Here is an 18405-nt window from a genome sequence, read left to right as displayed (position 1 = left end):
TCAGGCACCAGCCCTCAATCCCTCCCCCAGCCTCCTCAGCCCCTCCCGGATCTCCCCCGGCGTCTGCGTCACAAAGCACAACCGCATCGTCGAACGGTCGGGCTCCCCGGCGTAGAAGGGTGCCCCCGGCACATAGGCCACGTCCTGCCGCACCACCCGCGCCAGCAGCTCCGTCGTGTCGTACGACTCCGGAAGCCGCGCCCACAGGAACATGCCACCCTCGGGCCGCTCCCAACTCGACCCCTCCGGAAGCGAATTGGCAAGCCCCCCGAGCATGGCGTCCCGCCGCTCCCGGTAGACGGCGGCCACCCCCGCCACATGCGCGTCGAGGTCGTTGTCCGCCAAGTACCGTGCCGCGGCGAGCTGGTTGACGGTCGGGGTGTGCAGGTCGGCGGCCTGCTTGGCGACAACACACGCCCGCAGCAGGTCCCTTGGCGCCCGCAGCCAGCCCAGCCGCAGCCCCGGCGCCATCACCTTGGAGAAGGAGCCGAGCAGGACCGTACGGTCCGCCGCGCCCTCGTGGGCCGCGATCCACGGCAACCGCTCGCCCTCGAAGCGGAGTTCGCCGTAGGGATCGTCCTCCACGATCCACAGCCCGCGCCGCGCGGCGACGGCGGCGACCGCGGCCCGGCGGGCGGCGGGCAGGGTGCGGCCGGTGGGGTTCTGGAAGGTCGGCACGGTGTAGAACAGCTTGGGCCGCTCACGGACGACGAGTTCGTCCAGCGCCTCGGGATCGATGCCCTCCTCGTCCCCCGGCACGGCGACGATCCGCGCTCCGGCGAACGCGAACACCTGAAGTGCCGCCAGATAACAGGGCCGTTCGACCAGCACCACGTCCCCCGGCTCCAGCAGCGCGGTCGCCAGCAGCGACAGCGCCTGCTGCGAACCGGTGGTGACGAGCAGGTCGTCGGCGTCGGTGGGCAGCCCGCGGACGGAGGTCCGCCCGGCGAGCGCGGCCCGCAGCACCGGCTCGCCCTCGGTCGTCGCGTACTGCAACGCCCGCGCCGGCGTCTCGGTGAGCACCGCCTGATAGGCCGCCGCGATACCGGTGGCGTCGAAGAGTTCGGGGGCCGGGAGCCCGCCCGCGAAGTTGATCACCTCGGGGCGGGCCGTGACGGCGAGGATGTCCCGCACCGGCGAACCGCCGATCGCACGGGCCCGCGCGGCGAGCGGCGGAAGCGGGGCAAGGGAGAGGGAGGCGGGGACTGACTCGGTGATGGCCATGTCCGGCAGCGTAGAAAAGTACCTGCCGCCTACAAACAGGTTTCCGCGATCCGGACGGTCGCCCTTGCCCCGGTCAGGCCTTCGTGCCCGTCGCCCCGGTCAGGCTTTCCTGCCCGTCGCCCCGTACACGTTGATGTCGTCGTCCGTCACATCGTTGATGTCCCGGTAGGTGATCTTCTCGATGTCGTCGAGGCTGTCGAAGTACGCCTGCTCCACGACCGGAGGCGCGGGCGCCGGGCCGGGGTGCCACTGGTGGGCGGGGATCACACCGGGCTCGTCCAGGGTCAGCCCCGGGGTCTCGGTGAAGAACCGCTCGACCTCGTCCTTCGTACGGAACACGAAGGTGAACCCCCGCTCCGTGTACGTCCGTTGGACCGCGCGGGTCGGGATCGGGTGGATCTCGTCGGTGAGATGGCTGAGCACGACATGACTGCCGGACGGCAGCACGTCCACCAGCTCGCGCACCAGCGGATACGCCTCCTCGTCCTCGACGAAGTGCAGGATCGCCACCAGCAGCAGCGCGATCGGCTGGTTGAAGTCGAGGGTCTTGGCGGCCTGTTCGAGGATGTCGTCCGGGCGGCGCAGGTCGGCGTCGATGTAGTCGGTACGGCCCTCGTCCGTGCTGGTGAGCAGCGCGCGGGCGTGCGCCAGGACCACCGGGTCGTTGTCGACGTACACGATCCGCGACTCGGGGGCGATGCCCTGGGCGATCTGGTGCACGTTCTCCGCGGTGGGCAGCCCGGTGCCGATGTCGAGGAACTGGCGGACCCCGTGCTCCTGCGACAGCCGGGTCACCGCGCGGCGCATGAAGTCGCGGTTGTGCCGGACGTCGAGATAGCCGCGCGGGTTGTGGGCGAGCGCGGCGGCGGCTGCCTCGCGGTCGACGGGGTAGTTGTCCTTGCCGCCGAGGAAGACGTCGTAGACGCGGGCCGGGTGCGCCTTGGTGGTGTCGATCCTCCTTCTCAGCTCGGCGGGATCTTGGCTGAGGGCGTCGCCGGACATGCGTGTCTCCCAGGAGAGTGGGTCATGCGAAGGACAACCGGAGCAGTGCTCAGTGCAGTGGTCAACAACCTAACTCCCGGCGGGACTTGATGGTGCCCAAGTGGGAGGAAGGGTCCCGGGATGCTCCCGGCGTCCCGTACCGCGCCCGGGAGGGACGGCGTCCTCGCAGGTCAGCGAGGGCGGGACGATCCAGTCGTCCCGAATCCGGCAGCAGCCGTAGCGCGGGCGGGGCCGGACCGCCCAAGCTGCACGCACCAACACTTCGTTCCGACAGGGGGACCCATGCCCGTCCGCACGATCCGCGTCCGCCGCCTGGCCGTCTCCGCGACGGCGGCCGTGCTCGCCGCGCTGCTGCTCACGGGCTGCAAGGACGGCATGGGCGTACGCGACGAGGGCCCGTCGGGCACGACCCCCACCCAGTCCTCGCGTTGAGGGCGGTCAGGCGTGCGCCGGGATCCGCTTCGGACACGGACCGAACCGGTTCTCGCCCGGCTCGCTCTCCGTCAGCGTGAAGATCAGCATCACGACGGTCCCGACGAACGGCACGAGCCCGACGAGCACCCACCACCCCGAACGGTCCGTGTCGTGCAGCCGCCGGACGGTCACCGCCAGCCCCGGCAGCAGAAGCATCACGCTGAAGACGAACGCGATGGCGACGAGCACGGGCGACCTCCCCGCGGCGCCGAACCCGACCAGCAGGACGTAGCCGACGTAGACGAACGCCACGAACACCCAGTACTCCAGGCGCCGCGCGCGCCCGCCGAAGTCGGCGTACTTCCGCATCGCCTCAACGAACCAGTGCACAGCCGCCCCCTGCCCGCCCGGGTGATCCCGCTCTCGCCATTCCCTCAGTCGCGCAGCTTAAGGGCTGCCTCGACCGCCCAGTAGGTCAGGATGTTCCGCGCCCCGGCCCGCTTGATCCCGGTCAGCGTCTCGAAAATCGCCCGGTCCCGGTCCAGCCAGCCCTTCTCGGCGGCGGCCTCGACCATCGAGTACTCGCCGGAGATCTGATAGGCGGCGACGGGAACGTCCGAGACCTCGGCGACCTTGGCGAGGATGTCGAGATAGGGCCCGGCCGGCTTGACCATCACCATGTCGGCGCCCTCTTCGAGATCGAGCGCCAACTCCCGCATCGCGTCACGGGCGTTGGCAGGGTCCTGCTGGTACGTCTTGCGGTCCCCCTTGAGCGAGGACCCGACGGCCTCGCGGAACGGCCCGTAGAACGCGGACGAGTACTTGGCGGTGTACGCGAGGATGGCGACATCCTCCCGCCCGATCTGATCGAGCGCGTCCCGTACGACCCCGATCTGCCCGTCCATCATCCCGCTGGGCCCGACGACATGAGCCCCGGCGTCGGCCTGCACCTGAGCCATCTCGGCATACCGCTCAAGGGTGGCGTCATTGTCGACGCGCCCCTGGTCATCAAGCACGCCACAATGCCCATGATCGGTGGTCTCGTCGAGACAAAGATCGGACATGACGAGGAGTTCGTCCCCGACCTCGGCCCGCACATCCCGCAACGCGACCTGGAGAATCCCGTCCGGATCCGTCCCCGGCGTCCCGAGCGCGTCCTTCTTGCTCTCCTCCGGCACCCCGAACAGCATGATCCCGGAGATCCCGGCGGCCACGGCCTCGGCGGCGGCCTTCCGCAGACTGTCCCGCGTGTGCTGCACAACCCCGGGCATGGCCGCGATCGGCACCGGCTCACCGATCCCCTCCCGCACGAATGCCGGGAGAATGAAGTCGGCCGGGTGCAAGCGAGTCTCGGCCACCATCCGCCGCATGACGGGGGTGGTCCGCAGCCGCCGCGGGCGCGAGCCGGGGAAGGATCCGTACGTCGTCATGCCGTCTACGCTACGCCCGCCCCAGGGGCACCTTTGCCGACGGTGAGTCGGTGCGCATTTCGCCTTGCGGTGAGTGAGGGCGGCCGGACGGGCTGGGATGGTGCGACCGGCGTTCTTAGCCGCCAGAGAGATCAGAATGCCGAGCGCGAGCTGAACTGCGGCGACCCGGGCCGCCTGTCCTCAGCCTGTGCGGTGTCTTCCCAACGTAGGCCGCCAATATCCAGCCCGTCCGGCGTTTGAGGACGAGGCCCTTTCGGGGCCGAAGCGGGGGTGTGGGGGCGCAGCGCCCCACGGACGCCCGCCCCCACTCACCTCAAGCCGACACTCAACCTCAGGTCGTACGACGACGCCGAGCCCCAGGCCGACGCTCACTCGGCCGAGTAACCGGATCCCCGGCCTCCTCCGCCGCCGCGCGCCTCCGCAACCCGAAGTTCGCCAACGCCTCGGCCAACTTGTGCACGGACGGCTCCGGAGCCATCACATCCACCCGCAGCCCGTGCTCCTCGGCCGTCTTCGCCGTGGCGGGACCGATGCACGCGATCACGGTCACGTTGTGCGGCTTGCCCGCGATGCCGACCAGGTTCCGCACCGTGGACGACGACGTGAAGAGAACGGCGTCGAAGCCACCCCCCTTGATCGCCTCGCGCGTGTCCGCCGGCGGCGGCGACGCCCGCACCGTCCGGTAGGCGGTGACGTCGTCGACCTCCCAGCCCAGCTCGATCAGCCCGGCGACCAACGTCTCCGTAGCGATGTCGGCACGCGGCAGGAACACCCGGTCGATCGGGTCGAAGACGGGGTCGTAAGGAGGCCAGTCCTCCAGCAGACCGGCCGCCGACTGCTCACCGCTCGGGACCAGGTCCGGCTTCACACCGAACGCGATCAGCGCCTTCGCGGTCTGTTCGCCGACCGCCGCGACCTTGATGCCCGCGAAGGCACGCGCGTCGAGCCCGTACTCCTCGAACTTCTCACTCACGGCCTTCACCGCGTTGACCGACGTGAAGGCGATCCACTCGTAGCGGCCGGTGACGAGGCCCTTGACCGCCCGCTCCATCTGCTGGGGCGTCCGCGGCGGTTCGACGGCGATCGTCGGCACCTCGTGCGGAACGGCGCCGTAGGACCGGAGTTGGTCGGAGAGCGAGGCCGCCTGCTCCTTCGTGCGCGGGACGAGGACCTTCCAGCCGAACAGCGGCTTGGACTCGAACCACGACAACTGGTCGCGCTGGGCGGCGGCGGAACGCTCACCGACCACGGCTATCACCGGCCGACCACCGTCCGGGGACGGCAGCACCTTCGCCTGCTTCAGCGTCTGCGCGATCGTGCCGAGCGTCGCGGACCAGGTCCGCTGACGAGTGGTCGTACCAGCCACTGTGACCGTCATGGGGGTGTCGGGCTTACGGCCCGCCGCCACCAGTTCGCCCGCGGCCGAAGCGACCGAGTCCAGCGACGTCGACACGACCACCGTGCCGTCCGACGCCCCCACCTCCGTCCAGCAGCGGTCCGACGCGGTGCGGGCGTCCACGAAGCGGACGTCCGCGCCCTGCGCGTCCCGCAGCGGGACACCGGCGTACGCGGGCACGCCGACGGCCGCGGCGACACCCGGGACGACCTCGAAAGGCACACCCGCGGCGACACAGGCGAGCATTTCCTCGGCGGCGTACGTATCTAGTCCGGGGTCCCCGGACACCGCACGTACGACCCGCCTGCCGCCCCGCGCGGCCTCCATGACAAGATGTGCCGCATCCCGCACAGCGGGTAGGCCAACGGTTGTTGACGCACCGTCGACAACCGTTAGTTGAGGCGTGCCTGTGCCCGGGAGCGAGCCCGAAGAAGGACTCGGATCCGGGTGCACGACGGCCACGCCCGATCGGGCGTGCGCACGTACGACGTCGAGCACCTCGTGCTCGGCGACGAGTACGTCCGCGTTCGCGAGCGCCTCTACGGCGCGCAGTGTGAGCAGTCCCGGATCTCCGGGTCCGGCACCCAGGAAGGTGACGTGCCCGTGTTCCGGACCGGCGGCGGGAAGAGTGGTGGGGCTCACTTGGCTTGCTCCCCCATGAGACCGGCCGCGCCCTGGGCTAGCATCTCGGCGGCGAGTTCGCGACCGAGCGTCAGTGCTTGGTCATGCGTCTCGGGCACGGGACCGGTGGTGGACAGCTGCACCGTACGCGAACCGTCGGTCGTGCCGACTATTCCGCGCAGGCGCATTTCCTTGACAATCTGCCCGTCGGCCAGAAGGTCGGCCAGCGCGCCCACAGGGGCGGAGCAGCCGGCCTCCAGGGCGGCGAGCAGGGACCTTTCGGCGGTCACGGCGATCCGCGTGAACGGATCGTCGAGTTCGCCGAGTGCCGCGATCAGGTCCGCGTTGTCCGCGGCACATTCGATCGCCAGGGCCCCCTGGCCGGGGGCGGGCAGAACAGTGTCGACCGACAGGAAGTCGGTCACTTCGTCGAGGCGGCCGATCCGGCTCAGTCCGGCGGCGGCCAGGACGACGGCGTCCAGCTCACCGTCCCGCACGAAGCCGATCCGGGTGTCGACGTTGCCCCGGATCGGGACCGTCTCGATGTCGAGGCCGTGGCCGCGCGCGTACGCGTTCAGCTGGGCCGTGCGCCGCGGGGAGCCCGTACCGATGCGCGCCCCGCGGGGCAGGTCGGTGAACTTCAGGGCGTCACGCGCGACGAGCACGTCCCGCGGGTCCTCGCGCTCGGGTACGGCGGCGAGGACGAGCCCCTCGGGCTGCGCGGTCGGCAGGTCCTTCAGCGAATGAACCGCGAAGTCGACCTCACCGCCGAGCAGCGCGTCCCGCAGCGCGGTCACGAAGACTCCCGTGCCGCCGATCTGGGCGAGGTGCTCGCGGGAGGTGTCGCCGTAGGTGGTGATCTCGACCAGTTCGACGGGCCGTCCGGTCACCTGTCTCACGGCGTCCGCCACCAACCCGGACTGGGCCAGGGCGAGTCTGCTCCGCCTTGTCCCCAGTCTCAGTGCCTTGCTACTCATGCGGGCCCTCGGTTCTTGCTGATCTCGTTCTCAGAGTCTTCTTCGGCCCGGGAGACGGAGGCCACCGTCTCCTGGTCGAGGTCGAACAGGGTGCGCAGCGCGTCCGCGTACCCGGCGCCGCCGGGCTCGGCCGCGAGCTGCTTGACCCGCACGGTCGGCGCGTGCAGCAGCTTGTCGACGACCCGTCGTACGGTCTGCGTGATCTCGGCGCGGTGCTTGTCGTCGAGGCCGGGCAGCCGTCCGTCGAGCCGGGCGATCTCGCCCGCGACGACCTCGGCGGCCATGGCGCGCAGGGCGACCACGGTCGGCGTGATGTGCGCGGCCCGCAGGGCTGCCCCGAAGGCCGCGACCTCGTCGGAGACGATACGCCGTACCGCGTCCACGTCGGCCGCCATCGGAGCGTCCGCCGAGGCCTCGGCCAGCGTCTCGATGTCGACGAGCCGCACCCCGGCCAGCCGGTGCACGGCGGCGTCCACGTCACGCGGCATCGCGAGGTCGAGGACCGACAACACCGGTGCGGGGCGCGGGACTTGGGCGAGCGGCTCGGGCCTGCGGCGCTCGGGGATCCGGCCCACGGTCACGGCCATGGTGGCGAGTTCGGCGATGAGTTCCGCCTCCGCCTCGGGCGTACGACGGCCGCTCTCGCGCCGGTCGACACCGGCCCCGGCGACCCAGGCCGCGTGCTGCTCCAGCGCCGCCGCGTCCAGCCCGGCCACGGCGGCGTCCCCCATCACGGAGAAGCCGGTCGAGCCCTGCACCGCGGAAAGGTCCAGCGGACAGCCGTCCTCGGCCCCGACGGAGGTCGGCGGAAGCTCTTCGCGTACGACGTCCCGCGCGGCCGTACGACCTGTCGTCGCGTCCTGCGACACCCGGCCCGCCATCGCCTCGGCCACCGCGTCCGCCGTCAGGACCAGGCCCGTGGCTCCCGTGCAGGACACGGTGACATCGGCACGTGTCAGCTCGAACGGCAACGAATCCATCGGTACCGCGCGGGCCGACACGTCCGTTTCGGGGCTCTCGGTGATGATCTGGGCGAGCCGCTCGGCGCGGTCGGAGGTGCGGTTGGCGACGACGATCTCGGCGACCCCGGCACGCGCGAGGGTCGCGGCGGCCAGCGACGACATGGAGCCCGCGCCGATGACCAGGGCGCGTTTCCCCTTCGCCCAGGCCTCGACTGCCGTACCGGAAGAGAGCTGTTGAAGGCCGAAGGTGACCAGGGACTGGCCCGCGCGGTCGATGCCGGTCTCGGAGTGGGCGCGCTTGCCGACTCTGAGGGCCTGCTGGAACAGGTCGTTCAACAGCCGCCCGGCGGAGTGCAGTTCCTGCGCCTTGGCGAGGGAGTCCTTGATCTGGCCGAGGATCTGGCCCTCGCCCACCACCATCGAGTCGAGGCCGCAGGCCACCGAGAAGAGGTGGTGGACGGCCCGGTCCTCGTAGTGCACGTAGAGATAAGGAGTGAGTTCGTCCAGGCCGACGCCGCTGTGCTGGGCGAGCAGGGTGGAGAGTTCGGCGACGCCCGCGTGGAACTTGTCCACGTCGGCGTACAGCTCGATGCGGTTGCAGGTGGCCAACACGGCGGCCTCGGTGGCCGGTTCGGCGGCGACCGTGTCCTGGAGGAGCTTGATCTGGGCGTCCTCGTTCAGCGTGGCCCGCTCCAGGACGCTGACCGGGGCGCTGCGGTGGCTCAGCCCGACGACGAGGAGACTCATGCCGGCATCACGGCGGGGACGTCCCCGTCAGGGCCCTGCTCGGTGGAGTCGGCGCGGCGCTTGGCGGCCGGGTGCGCGCCGTCGGCCGCCGCGGCCTCCTCGCCGGCCTTGCGCTGCTCGTGGAAGGCGAGGATCTGGAGCTCGATGGAGAGGTCGACCTTGCGGACGTCGACGCCGTCCGGGACGGTCAGCACGGTCGGCGCGAAGTTCAGGATGGAGGTGACACCGGCGGCCACGAGCCGGTCGCAGACGGGCTGGGCGGCACCGGCCGGGGTCGCGATGACGCCGATGGAGACGCCGTTCTCGCTGATGATCTTTTCCAGCTCGTCCGAGTGCTGCACCGGGATGCCCGCGACGGGCTTGCCGGCCATCGCCGGGTCGGCGTCGATGAGGGCGGCGACGCGGAATCCGCGCGAGGCGAACCCGCCGTAGTTGGCGAGGGCGGCGCCGAGGTTTCCGATACCGACGATCACGACCGGCCAGTCCTGGGTCAGACCCAGTTCGCGGGAGATCTGGTACACGAGGTACTCGACGTCGTAGCCCACACCACGGGTGCCGTAGGAGCCGAGGTAGGAGAAGTCCTTGCGCAGCTTCGCGGAGTTGACGCCCGCGGCGGCGGCCAGCTCCTCGGAGGAGACCGTGGGTACCGAGCGCTCCGAGAGTCCGGTCAGCGCGCGGAGGTACAGCGGGAGACGGGCGACGGTGGCCTCGGGAATCCCTCGGCTACGGGTCGCCGGTCGGTGAGTTCGGCCAGTTGCCACGGTGCTCCTGCGGGTAGAGCGGGGCTGTGGGCGGTCACACGAACCCAGACCGCCCCGTCGGAAGCAGGCTATGTCTTTGTGAACGCGTGCACAAAGATGGTGTCCGATTTGCCCACCCAACGTGACCGGGGTCACGCACACGCGTTCCCGACGCATTCCAGGGGGCAAAACCGCCACACTCCTCGTAATTCCCGCCCCCGAGACCAAACCGCCGTCGATCCTAAGCGACGTTCGGGTGCGCGTTGAACTACTTGGTCAGTTCCCGGCGCAGACGGCCCTCGTCCACCCGCCAGAAAGTGTGCTGTTTCCCATCCACCAGGACCACCGGGATCTGCTCCCAGTACTCGTCGTGCAGCCGCTGGTCCACGGTGATGTCCTTCTGTTCCCAGGGGACCCCGAGGTCGGCGCAGACCTTCTCCACGACGAGCTGCGCGTCCTCGCACAGATGGCAGCCGGGCTTCCCGATGAGGGTGACGAGATGACTCATGCACCCCATTCTCACGCCCTCAGGCCACTTCTTTAACGGCCAGGTCGCGGAGAGTTCACAGCCTCCGAACCTCTCGGCTCCGGAACCACCGAACAAACTGGCTATGCTCACGACATGGCCGCTCTCGGATGGCTCACTCCCCGTAGGCGCTCCGCCACGGCGCGGAGCGTGTTGGCAGGCGAGGCCTCTGCGGAGGCAGCGCGCAAGTCGTCGCAGGATGTCCAGGACATAGAGGACGCCCTCGCGGAAGAGGCAACACAGGAACCGGAGTTCCCGGTCCTCGGCGACGACAGAGCCGCGGCCTTCTTCGACCTCGACAACACCGTCATGCAGGGCGCGTCGATCTTCCACTTCGGCCGGGGCCTGCACAAACGGAAGTTCTTCGAGACCCGCGACCTCCTCAAGTTCGCCTGGCAGCAGGCCTATTTCAGGCTCGCCGGCTCCGAGGACCCCGAGCACATGCAGGAGGCGCGCGACTCCGCGCTGTCCATCGTCAAGGGCCACCGCGTCGCCGAACTCCAGTCGATCGGCGAGGAGATCTACGACGAGTACATGGCCGAGCGCATCTGGCCCGGCACCCGCGCCCTCGCCGAGGCGCACCTCGCCGCGGGCCAGAAGGTGTGGCTCGTCACAGCGGCGCCGGTGGAGATCGCCAACGTGATCGCCCGCCGCCTCGGCCTGACCGGCGCGCTCGGCACGGTCGCCGAGTCCGTCGACGGCGTCTACACCGGCAAGTTGGTCGGCGAACCGCTGCACGGCCCCGCCAAGGCGGAGGCGGTCAAGGCACTGGCCGCGGCGGAGGGCCTGGACCTCTCCCGGTGCGCCGCCTACAGCGACTCGCACAACGACATCCCGATGCTCTCGCTGGTCGGGCACCCCTACGCCATCAACCCGGACTCCAAGCTGCGCAAGCACGCCCGGCAGTTGGACTGGCGGCTGCGCGACTACCGCACGGCCCGCAAGGCGGCCAAGGTAGGCATCCCGGCGGCGGCCGGCGTGGGCGCGGTGGCGGGTGGCACGGCCGCGGCGATCGCATTGCATCGCCGACGCCGGTGACGCGGTAAACGCAGCCAATCCACGGGTCGTACCCGCGTAACCGCCTGTCCAGTCACGTTGGCTGCACACGGCCACAACACGCCCTGCTCCCTGACTGAATTCGGACCGTTCTGATCAACAACCGTTCACTCTGCGGTACTTGATCGAGCGTCAATCGGTTACAGAAGCGACGTAATCGATGATTTGAGCAACTGGGTGTAGCAGCGCCTGCACGAAGCGTTATTCTCCTCAGACGCAATCCGGCACCTCTCTGTCGCTACGACGGGTGAACGTTCCGGTACTGCACGTGATGGAAGCTCTGCCTCTGGGAGTCCCGTGTACCCACACGTCGGGGTTGACGCCTCGGGCCTGGCTACGCTGCGCGCAACGGTCCAAGACCTGTTGCGCGGCTTCGTCCCCACCGCGTACGCCGTCCCCGCCGCCTTCGCCACCACCGCACCCGTCGGTCCGTGCTACGCACTGGCCGACGGCGGCGCCGCTGTTGGCAGACGAGGGCGCTCGGCCGGCGCCGCCACCGCACGACGTCCGGCCGCTGACAGCGACAGCGCCCGGATGATGGACCTCGTGGAGCGTGCCCAGGCCGGCGAAGCCGACGCCTTCGGCCGCCTCTACGACCAGTACAGCGACACTGTGTACCGGTACATCTACTACCGAGTGGGAGGCAAAGCCACCGCCGAGGACCTCACCAGCGAGACCTTTCTGCGCGCCCTGCGCCGCATCGGCACATTCACCTATCAGGGTCGGGACTTCGGCGCCTGGCTCGTGACGATCGCCCGCAACCTGGTCGCCGACCACTTCAAGTCGAGCCGCTTCCGGCTGGAAGTGACCACCGGCGAGATGCTCGACGCCAACGAGGTCGCCCGCTCCCCCGAGGACTCCGTCCTGGAGTCCCTCTCGAACGCCGCACTCCTCGACGCCGTACGACGGCTCAACCCCCAGCAGCAGGAGTGCGTCACGCTCCGCTTCCTCCAGGGCCTCTCCGTCGCGGAGACCGCCCGGGTGATGGGCAAGAACGAGGGCGCGATCAAGACCCTCCAGTACCGCGCCGTGCGCACGCTCGCCCGGCTTCTGCCGGACGACGCCCGCTGACGGCACACGCTCGGTAACGCCCAACTCGCGCTCAGTGAAAGTCCGTTGAGTTCGCGGTCGGATCATCCGTCGTCCGTAACCCAAGTGCCGCGCCACTCGTTGTGCGGGATACAGGCTCCCTGTGGTCACACCCTGACCCTCTCCGATCACTCGATCGTGTGGATGCGGTCAGGAGGTGCAACCCTCAGGACCCCCTGGGGAGTCGACCGTCATGACGAGAGGAGGTGCCGCCAGTGATCGCGAACGTATCGGCGCACCGGCGGGCGAACGCCTTCGCCCAGGCCCTGGAAGAGGAGCAGTCCGACCGGGGCACGGCGGCCGAGCAGTCCGAAGGACCGGCACCGGCCCCGGCTGCTGCGGAACAGACCGAGCAGGGCCGCATGCTGGCCTTCGCCACCGGTCTCGGCGAGCTGCCCAAACCCGTGCTGGACCCTGAGGTCAAGGTCGTCCAGCGGGCTCAGCTGGTCGCCGCGTTCGAGGCCATGCTGCAAGGAGGCGAGGCACCACAACCTTCGGTACCGGAGCAGCGATCCCACCGGTCCCGGGGCACCCACCGGGCCACCGGACTGGGCAAACTGCGACCCCGGTCCCGGCTCAGCAAGGGCCTCGCGGCCGGCGGCCTGAGCGTCGGAGTCGCCGCCGGAGCCTTCGGCGGAGTCGCCGCCGCCAGCTCGGACGCCCTGCCCGGCGACGGGCTGTACGGCCTGAAGCGCGGCATCGAGGACTTCAAGCTCAACTACCTGTCCGACGGCGACGACCAGCGCGGAGTGTCCTACCTCGACCAGGCGTCCAACCGCCTGAGCGAGGCACGCCGGCTGATCGAGCGGGACCGCGGCGGCCACCTCGACCACGAGCAGCTCGGCGAGATCCGCCGCACGCTCGCCGGGATGACGCACGACGCGTCCGAGGGCCACCGGCTGCTGCACCAGGCCTACGAGCAGGACCCGAACTCGCTGGGCCCCATCCAGGCCCTCTCCGCGTTCTCCCGCTCGCACCGCGAGGCCTGGGGCGCGCTGCGCGACCGTCTGCCGGTCCAGCTCGGCGACGTCAGCGACCAGGTCTCCTCGGTCTTCGACGCCATAGACGAAGAGGTCGCCCCGCTCCAGTCGCTGCTCCCGCAGCCCCCGGCCAAGACCGGCGGCGGCACCGGCAGGCACCGCGCTCCCGACACGGGGTCCACCGGCTCCACGGGTTCGCACCGCTCGACGACCCCGAGCACCTCGGCGGACTCCCCCGAGAGCAAGGGCAGCCACTCCAGCTCCCCCACCGAGTCCGCGACCGACGGCGACGGCCTCCTCGGCGGCAACACGGGCGGCCTCCTGGACCCCCCGAAGTCCTCCGGCACGGCTTCCCCGACCACGGGCAAGCCGTCGATCCCCGCACCGGACGTCACACTCCCACCGCTCCTGCCGGGCCTGTTGCCCGGCTTGGGCATCGACAGCGAGGACGCGAACTAGACGATCAACACCTGTGGGGCTACGGGGAGTTCCCCGTAGCCCCACAGGTGCATGTCAGCTTTCTCAGACGAAGCCCGCGAAAAAACCTTCGCCCTCAGAAGAACACCGACCGCCGCTGCACCAGCAACTTGTACAGCGTGTGCTGGATCTGCTCCCGCACCTGGTCCGTGAGGTTGAACATCAGCATCGGGTCCTCGGCCGCCTCCGGCGGGTAGCCGTCCGTGGGGATCGGCTCGCCGAACTGGATGGTCCACTTCGTGGGGAGCGGGATCGCGCCGAGCGGGCCAAGCCACGGGAACGTCGGCGTGATCGGGAAGTACGGGAAGCCCAGGATCCGGGCCAGCGTCTTGGAGTTGCCGATCATCGGGTAGATCTCCTCCGCCCCGACGATCGAGCAGGGGATGATCGGCACGCCCTTGCGAAGAGCCGTCGAGACAAACCCGCCCCGCCCGAACCGCTGGAGCTTGTAGCGCTCGCTGAACGGCTTGCCGATGCCCTTGAAGCCCTCCGGCATCACACCCACCAACTCACCGCGCCCCAGCAGCCGTTCCGCGTCCTCCGCGCACGCGAGCGTGTGACCGGCCTTGCGGGCCAGCTCGTTGGCGACCGGCAGCATGAACACCAGGTCCGCCGCGAGGAGACGGAGATGGCGGTTCGCGGGGTGGTTGTCGTGGACGGCGATCTGCATCATCACGCCGTCCAGCGGAATCGTCCCGGAGTGGTTGGCGACGATCAGCGCGCCACCGTCCGCCGGGATGTTCTCGATGCCCTTGACCTCGACCCGGAAGTACTTCTCGTACAGCGGGCGCAACGCCGGCATGAGGACCTCGTCGGTCAGCTCCTCGTCGTAGCCGAAGTCGTCGACCTCGTAGTCCCCGGTCAGCCGGCGGCGCAGGAAGGACAGGCCATGAGCGATACGGCGCTCCAGGCCCCCCTGGTCGCCCTGGCCGCTCTCGCCCACCTCGCCGCCCTCGTTCCGCGGCCGCTCCGGCTCCTGCTCCTCACGTGTCACAGGAACATCATCCTGCGCGAAGCCCCGGCCCGGCAGGGGCTGGACCTCACGGAACAGCGCGGGTTCGCCGTTCTTGCGCCGGCTTCCCGCGCTACGGCGCCGCTGTGGCCGCTGCACGGCACCCGCGCGGGACCGGTCGTCGTCGAACGGAATGACCTTGGCATCCGCCATCGTTGATGCGCTCCTCAGTTGGCGCTCGGCGTCGGGGGGTGGCCACTGTCCGGCCGGGACAGCGCGGCGATCCGGTCGACGGCCCCCGCGAGAGCCTCCGGCGGCAGCAGCCCCGGACCCTGACTCCGCGCGAAGTCCGCGAAGGTCTCGGCGGTCGTGTACTTGGGCTGGTACCCCAATGTCTCGCGCATCTGCACCGTCGACACGACCCGGCCGTGGGTGAGCAGCCGGATCTGCTCCGGGGAGAAGTCCGTCATCCCCAGCGTCCGCACCAGGGAACCGGCCCAGGTGACCGCGGGCAGCAGCAACGGCACGGTCGGCCGCCCCAGCCGCCGCGAGCACTGGGAGAGCAGCAGGACGCCTTCCCCGGCGATGTTGAAGGTGCCGCTGTTCAGCGTGCCGCGCTCCGGTTCGTGCGAGGCGATCCGCAGCACCTCGATCACATCGTCCTCGTGCGCGAACTGCAACCGCGGGTCGTAGCCGAACACGGTCGGCAGGACCGGCAGCGAGAAGTACGAGGCGAGCGGCGAATCCGCCGTAGGACCAAGGATGTTGGCGAACCGCAGCACGCACACGGCGACATCGGGCCGCCGCCGGGCGAAGCCGCGCACATACCCCTCGACCTCGACGGTGTCCTTGGCGAAGCCGCCGCTCGGCAGGGACTTCGGCGGGGTCGTCTCGGTGAAAACGGCCGGGTCGCGCGGGGCGGAGCCGTAGACGTTGGTGCTGGACTTCACCACCAGGCGCTTGACGACCGGCGACTTCTGGCAGGCGCCGAGGAGCTGCATGGTGCCGATGACGTTGGTCTCCTTGACCGTGGTCCGGCTGCCGCTGCCCAGCGCGGTGCCCGTCACGTCCATGTGGACGACCGTGTCGGCGCCCGACTCGGCGAGCACCCGCGCGATGGTGGGCTGCCGGATGTCGGCCTGGACGAACTCCGCGCCCCCCAGATGATGCCCGGGCTGCACCGCGTCCACGGCGATCACCCGGTCCACTTCCGGGTCACGCTGAATGCGTCGTACGAACCGGCCCCCCAGCTGGCGGGCCACTCCGGTCACGAGCACGACCTTCCCCAAGATCAGCGCCTTCCTTCCGAGTTACCCGTGTGCGGCCAACCTAGCGGTTAGGTGTTGCGCTGTGATGACCGCCTGACGCACGAAGTCACGAGTACACGCAAACGGGCACATGCCGGGAACATAACTGTGGCCCCCCACCGGATACCGATGGGGGGCCACAGGAGACGCTCTCGCGGCGCCGCGTCGCCTACTTCTTGTTACGACGCTGCACGCGCGTGCGCTTCAGCAGCTTGCGGTGCTTCTTCTTAGCCATCCGCTTGCGCCGCTTCTTGATAACAGAGCCCACGACTACCCTCGCTCACTTCTCATCACTCGGTGCTGGGCATCATGGGCCCATACGACCTACAAGGGGCCAGCCTACCCGTCCGAGCGCTGAGGTCGTAATCGAGGGTTCGCCTCAGGCGGTCTCCACCCCCACATAACTCTCGCGAAGGTACTCGTGTACCGCTTGCTCGGGGACGCGGAAGGACCGCCCCACCCGGATAGCGGGCAGATGACCGCTGTGCACCAACCGGTACACGGTCATCTTCGACACTCGCATCACCGAGGCGACCTCCGCCACGGTAAGGAACTGAACCTCGTTCAGAGGCCTCTCGCCAGCTGCAGCCATGACACACCTGAACCTTCCGCACTCGACGGTCACCGGCTTCCCCTTCCGGTGACTCTTCGTCGTTGCGTGCTCACTCCCCAATGTAGGGGCGGGTGATGCGAGTGGGGAAGAGGTGCACCCATCGGCGGCCTACTGTGACAGACACGCTCGATTGAGTACGTAGCGGGTAAGCGGGCGGTAGTAATCGGACCGCACGGCGTCATCAAGTGGAACTGCCACGGACACCGACCCCTCGGCCTCCCCCACGAACAGCGCGGGGTCGTCGGTATCGGCAAGACCAATCGCCTCGAACCCCAGCTGACCTGCCCCGCAGACCCATCCGTGGTCCCCGATCACCAGCTCCGGAAGCACCCCGCCGGCCTCCGCCGCCGCACCCAGCACGGTACGAACCGGGAGCGGTGAGTGCGTGTGTGCGCCGGGCTCACAACCGGGGCGTTCGGGGCCCGGATCACGGACGAGGGCGACGCCTCGTACGTAGGCGAGGTTGTACGTGCGTAGACCGAACCGGGTCGTTATGTCGATACAGCGACCATGCGCAGGGGTGAGAACAGCACATCCCGCCGCCGACAACGCGTCCGCCAACGCGGCGTAGAACCCGAGCAGCCGGTGCGGGTGCCCGGTACCGAGCAGCACGGGTCCGTTGCGCTCCGCCACCGCACCCAGCCGGTCCGCGAAGGCGTCCAGAGCGCTCAAAGTCCGCTCCGGGTCGATCACATCATGCCCGGAAACATGTCGCGGGTCGGCCGAAACCCCACACTTGTCCGCCATGAGACCGATCAAATCCCCTTGCCCCCATGTCCATTCGGGATCGAGCCCGATCAACACCCGGGGATCACGGGCAGCAAAAGCCCGATAACTCCGCAGGCTCTCCTCCCGCGAGGTGGCCACGGGTCCGGCCAGCCGAGCGGCCAGCAGATGCGCGCGGAGCGCGCCGGTGGTCAACACGAGCCCGATGGTGACGCCCCCGGGCACCACCGACTGCCGGAACCCCTGAAACACCGCACCGTTGGCGTAACACCGGTGACAGAACAGTGACAAAAGCCCCCACAACTGTCGTACGGCTCCCCGGGTCTCACTCTGCGTGGACGGAACGACCAACCGTCCCAAGCAAGTTGACCAGCACGCACGCCAACAGGGGGATCACCACAATGAAGATGAACACGAAGCTGTCCCGCCGCACCACGACCGCCACCGCCCTCGGCACCCTGGCGCTGGCCGGCACGATCGCAGCCACGGCTCCCGCGTCCGCGGCCACCACCACAAAAGCAGCGACAGCCACCGCCACCTACAACGGCGCCTGCGGCACCGGCTACAAGGTCATCGACTCCACGCCGGTAGGCAACGTCGGCAAGGTCTTCCTCACCTGGAACGAGTCGACCGGCAAGAACTGCGCCGTGACCATCCGCAACACCCCCGGCGCGAAGATCCACATGGCCGTCGAGCTGAACATCGACGTCAACTACGAGCACAACCCGGTCGTCGACAGCGGCCAGTACACGTCGTACGCCGGCCCCGTCTACATGTCCGCCCGCGGCTACTGCGCCATCTGGTACGGCGTAATCGGCACAGCCAAGGCCGGCGACTCGGGCCACTGCGGCTGACCTCGCACCTAGCGCCGGACGGGCACTTTCAGCCCGTCCGGCACCTCTCCAACGCCGGTCGGCACCGCCCAGTCCGCCCGGCACTTCTGGATACCGGCCCGCATCACCCAGCCCGCCCGGCACCTCTCCACGCCGGTCGGCGAAACCAGCCCGTCCGGCGTTTGAGGACGAGGCCGTCCAGGCCGAAGCGGGGGTCTGGGGGCGGCAGCCCCCAGTGACGGGACGGGTAGGGGCGGCGGGGGCGAAAAAAGTCCCGGACCCCCAACCCCTCCCCCCCCCCCCGAAGCCAAACACCCCCGCAACGGAAACCCC

Annotated in this window: 19 protein-coding genes; 5 read left to right on the top strand and 14 right to left on the bottom strand. The window is 69.6% G+C overall.

What is annotated here, in order from left to right:
* Both ACWIHT_RS30975 and ACWIHT_RS30970 read right to left on the bottom strand, forming a co-directional pair.
* Entirely contained in the window at positions 1-1224 is a 1224-nt protein-coding gene (locus ACWIHT_RS30975) for an aminotransferase-like domain-containing protein (protein WP_456171578.1), read from the bottom strand.
* A gap of 99 nt (positions 1225-1323) precedes the next feature.
* Positions 1324-2226 carry an SAM-dependent methyltransferase gene (locus ACWIHT_RS30970; protein ID WP_456171577.1) on the bottom strand — a complete coding sequence of 301 codons (903 nt, stop codon included), beginning with the start codon at positions 2224-2226 and terminating at the stop codon, positions 1324-1326.
* Positions 2227-2508: 282 nt separating this feature from the next.
* Here ACWIHT_RS30970 and ACWIHT_RS30965 point away from each other — a divergent pair, with 282 nt between their 5' ends.
* Positions 2509-2658 carry a hypothetical protein gene (locus ACWIHT_RS30965; RefSeq protein WP_456171576.1) on the top strand — a complete coding sequence of 50 codons (150 nt, stop codon included), beginning with the start codon at positions 2509-2511 and terminating at the stop codon, positions 2656-2658.
* Positions 2659-2664: 6 nt separating this feature from the next.
* Here ACWIHT_RS30965 and ACWIHT_RS30960 read toward each other — a convergent pair whose 3' ends face one another.
* The 7 genes from ACWIHT_RS30960 to ACWIHT_RS30930 all read right to left on the bottom strand — a co-directional run bounded on the left by ACWIHT_RS30960 (position 2665) and on the right by ACWIHT_RS30930 (position 10021).
* Positions 2665-3030 (bottom strand): DUF805 domain-containing protein, encoded by a 366-nt coding sequence (locus tag ACWIHT_RS30960; RefSeq protein WP_456171575.1) that lies wholly within the window; start codon positions 3028-3030, stop codon positions 2665-2667.
* Positions 3031-3074: 44 nt separating this feature from the next.
* Positions 3075-4070, bottom strand: a complete 996-nt coding sequence (gene hemB / locus ACWIHT_RS30955) for a porphobilinogen synthase (RefSeq protein WP_456171574.1) — start codon at positions 4068-4070, stop codon at positions 3075-3077.
* A gap of 331 nt (positions 4071-4401) precedes the next feature.
* Entirely contained in the window at positions 4402-6108 is a 1707-nt protein-coding gene (locus ACWIHT_RS30950) for a bifunctional uroporphyrinogen-III C-methyltransferase/uroporphyrinogen-III synthase (RefSeq protein WP_200712578.1), read from the bottom strand.
* Positions 6105-7064, bottom strand: coding sequence for a hydroxymethylbilane synthase (gene hemC / locus ACWIHT_RS30945; RefSeq protein ID WP_456171573.1), 960 nt, complete (start codon positions 7062-7064; stop codon positions 6105-6107). The genes ACWIHT_RS30950 and hemC overlap by 4 nt, the downstream gene beginning before the upstream one ends.
* Entirely contained in the window at positions 7061-8773 is a 1713-nt protein-coding gene (locus ACWIHT_RS30940) for a glutamyl-tRNA reductase (protein WP_456171572.1), read from the bottom strand. Before ACWIHT_RS30940 ends, hemC begins: the two co-directional genes overlap by 4 nt.
* On the bottom strand, positions 8770-9534 hold the full coding sequence (locus ACWIHT_RS30935; RefSeq protein WP_456171571.1) for a redox-sensing transcriptional repressor Rex: 765 nt from the start codon (positions 9532-9534) through the stop codon (positions 8770-8772). The genes ACWIHT_RS30940 and ACWIHT_RS30935 overlap by 4 nt, the downstream gene beginning before the upstream one ends.
* 247 nt (positions 9535-9781) lie before the next feature.
* On the bottom strand, positions 9782-10021 hold the full coding sequence (locus tag ACWIHT_RS30930) for a glutaredoxin family protein (protein WP_234468516.1): 240 nt from the start codon (positions 10019-10021) through the stop codon (positions 9782-9784).
* A 114-nt stretch (positions 10022-10135) separates the two neighbouring features.
* Here ACWIHT_RS30930 and ACWIHT_RS30925 point away from each other — a divergent pair, with 114 nt between their 5' ends.
* From ACWIHT_RS30925 to ACWIHT_RS30915, 3 genes are all read left to right on the top strand, one after another.
* On the top strand, positions 10136-11077 hold the full coding sequence (locus tag ACWIHT_RS30925; RefSeq protein ID WP_456171570.1) for an HAD family hydrolase: 942 nt from the start codon (positions 10136-10138) through the stop codon (positions 11075-11077).
* Positions 11078-11392: 315 nt separating this feature from the next.
* Complete coding sequence (locus ACWIHT_RS30920) at positions 11393-12166, top strand: ECF subfamily RNA polymerase sigma factor, BldN family (protein WP_200712572.1); 774 nt, start codon at positions 11393-11395, stop codon at positions 12164-12166.
* Positions 12167-12399: 233 nt separating this feature from the next.
* Positions 12400-13623 (top strand): DUF5667 domain-containing protein, encoded by a 1224-nt coding sequence (locus tag ACWIHT_RS30915; protein WP_456171569.1) that lies wholly within the window; start codon positions 12400-12402, stop codon positions 13621-13623.
* Between the two features lie 94 nt (positions 13624-13717).
* Here the strand turns inward: ACWIHT_RS30915 and ACWIHT_RS30910 are convergent, their stop codons facing one another.
* The 5 genes from ACWIHT_RS30910 to ACWIHT_RS30890 form a co-directional block, all read right to left on the bottom strand.
* Complete coding sequence (locus ACWIHT_RS30910; protein WP_456171568.1) at positions 13718-14806, bottom strand: lysophospholipid acyltransferase family protein; 1089 nt, start codon at positions 14804-14806, stop codon at positions 13718-13720.
* 14 nt (positions 14807-14820) lie between these two features.
* Positions 14821-15882, bottom strand: a complete 1062-nt coding sequence (locus tag ACWIHT_RS30905) for an NAD-dependent epimerase/dehydratase family protein (protein ID WP_456171567.1) — start codon at positions 15880-15882, stop codon at positions 14821-14823.
* A 187-nt stretch (positions 15883-16069) separates the two neighbouring features.
* The gene (locus ACWIHT_RS30900) at positions 16070-16168 is read right to left on the bottom strand and encodes a 30S ribosomal protein bS22 (protein ID WP_003948845.1); all 99 of its coding nucleotides are present in this window, start codon (positions 16166-16168) and stop codon (positions 16070-16072) included.
* 111 nt (positions 16169-16279) lie between these two features.
* Complete coding sequence (locus tag ACWIHT_RS30895) at positions 16280-16492, bottom strand: helix-turn-helix domain-containing protein (protein WP_004984898.1); 213 nt, start codon at positions 16490-16492, stop codon at positions 16280-16282.
* 129 nt (positions 16493-16621) lie between these two features.
* The gene (locus ACWIHT_RS30890) at positions 16622-17437 is read right to left on the bottom strand and encodes a phosphatase (RefSeq protein ID WP_456171566.1); all 816 of its coding nucleotides are present in this window, start codon (positions 17435-17437) and stop codon (positions 16622-16624) included.
* A 203-nt stretch (positions 17438-17640) separates the two neighbouring features.
* Between ACWIHT_RS30890 and ACWIHT_RS30885 the strand changes: the two genes are divergently transcribed.
* Entirely contained in the window at positions 17641-18093 is a 453-nt protein-coding gene (locus tag ACWIHT_RS30885; RefSeq protein ID WP_456171565.1) for a spore-associated protein A, read from the top strand.
* Positions 18094-18405 lie beyond the last annotated feature (312 nt).

Source organism: Streptomyces sp. NPDC002276, assembly GCF_053891435.1.
The sequence above is the reverse complement of the archived record's forward strand: the minus strand, read 5'-3'. Positions and strand labels throughout refer to the sequence as shown.

Coding starts and splice junctions, on each gene's coding strand:
- ACWIHT_RS30975 (WP_456171578.1), bottom strand. CDS start 1,224: ATGGCCATCACCGAGTCAGTCCCCGCCTCCCTCTCCCTTGCCCCGCTT.
- ACWIHT_RS30970 (WP_456171577.1), bottom strand. CDS start 2,226: ATGTCCGGCGACGCCCTCAGCCAAGATCCCGCCGAGCTGAGAAGGAGG.
- ACWIHT_RS30965 (WP_456171576.1), top strand. CDS start 2,509: ATGCCCGTCCGCACGATCCGCGTCCGCCGCCTGGCCGTCTCCGCGACG.
- hemB (WP_456171574.1), bottom strand. CDS start 4,070: ATGACGACGTACGGATCCTTCCCCGGCTCGCGCCCGCGGCGGCTGCGG.
- hemC (WP_456171573.1), bottom strand. CDS start 7,064: ATGAGTAGCAAGGCACTGAGACTGGGGACAAGGCGGAGCAGACTCGCC.
- ACWIHT_RS30940 (WP_456171572.1), bottom strand. CDS start 8,773: ATGAGTCTCCTCGTCGTCGGGCTGAGCCACCGCAGCGCCCCGGTCAGC.
- ACWIHT_RS30930 (WP_234468516.1), bottom strand. CDS start 10,021: ATGAGTCATCTCGTCACCCTCATCGGGAAGCCCGGCTGCCATCTGTGC.
- ACWIHT_RS30925 (WP_456171570.1), top strand. CDS start 10,136: ATGGCCGCTCTCGGATGGCTCACTCCCCGTAGGCGCTCCGCCACGGCG.
- ACWIHT_RS30910 (WP_456171568.1), bottom strand. CDS start 14,806: ATGGCGGATGCCAAGGTCATTCCGTTCGACGACGACCGGTCCCGCGCG.
- ACWIHT_RS30895 (WP_004984898.1), bottom strand. CDS start 16,492: ATGGCTGCAGCTGGCGAGAGGCCTCTGAACGAGGTTCAGTTCCTTACC.
- ACWIHT_RS30885 (WP_456171565.1), top strand. CDS start 17,641: ATGAAGATGAACACGAAGCTGTCCCGCCGCACCACGACCGCCACCGCC.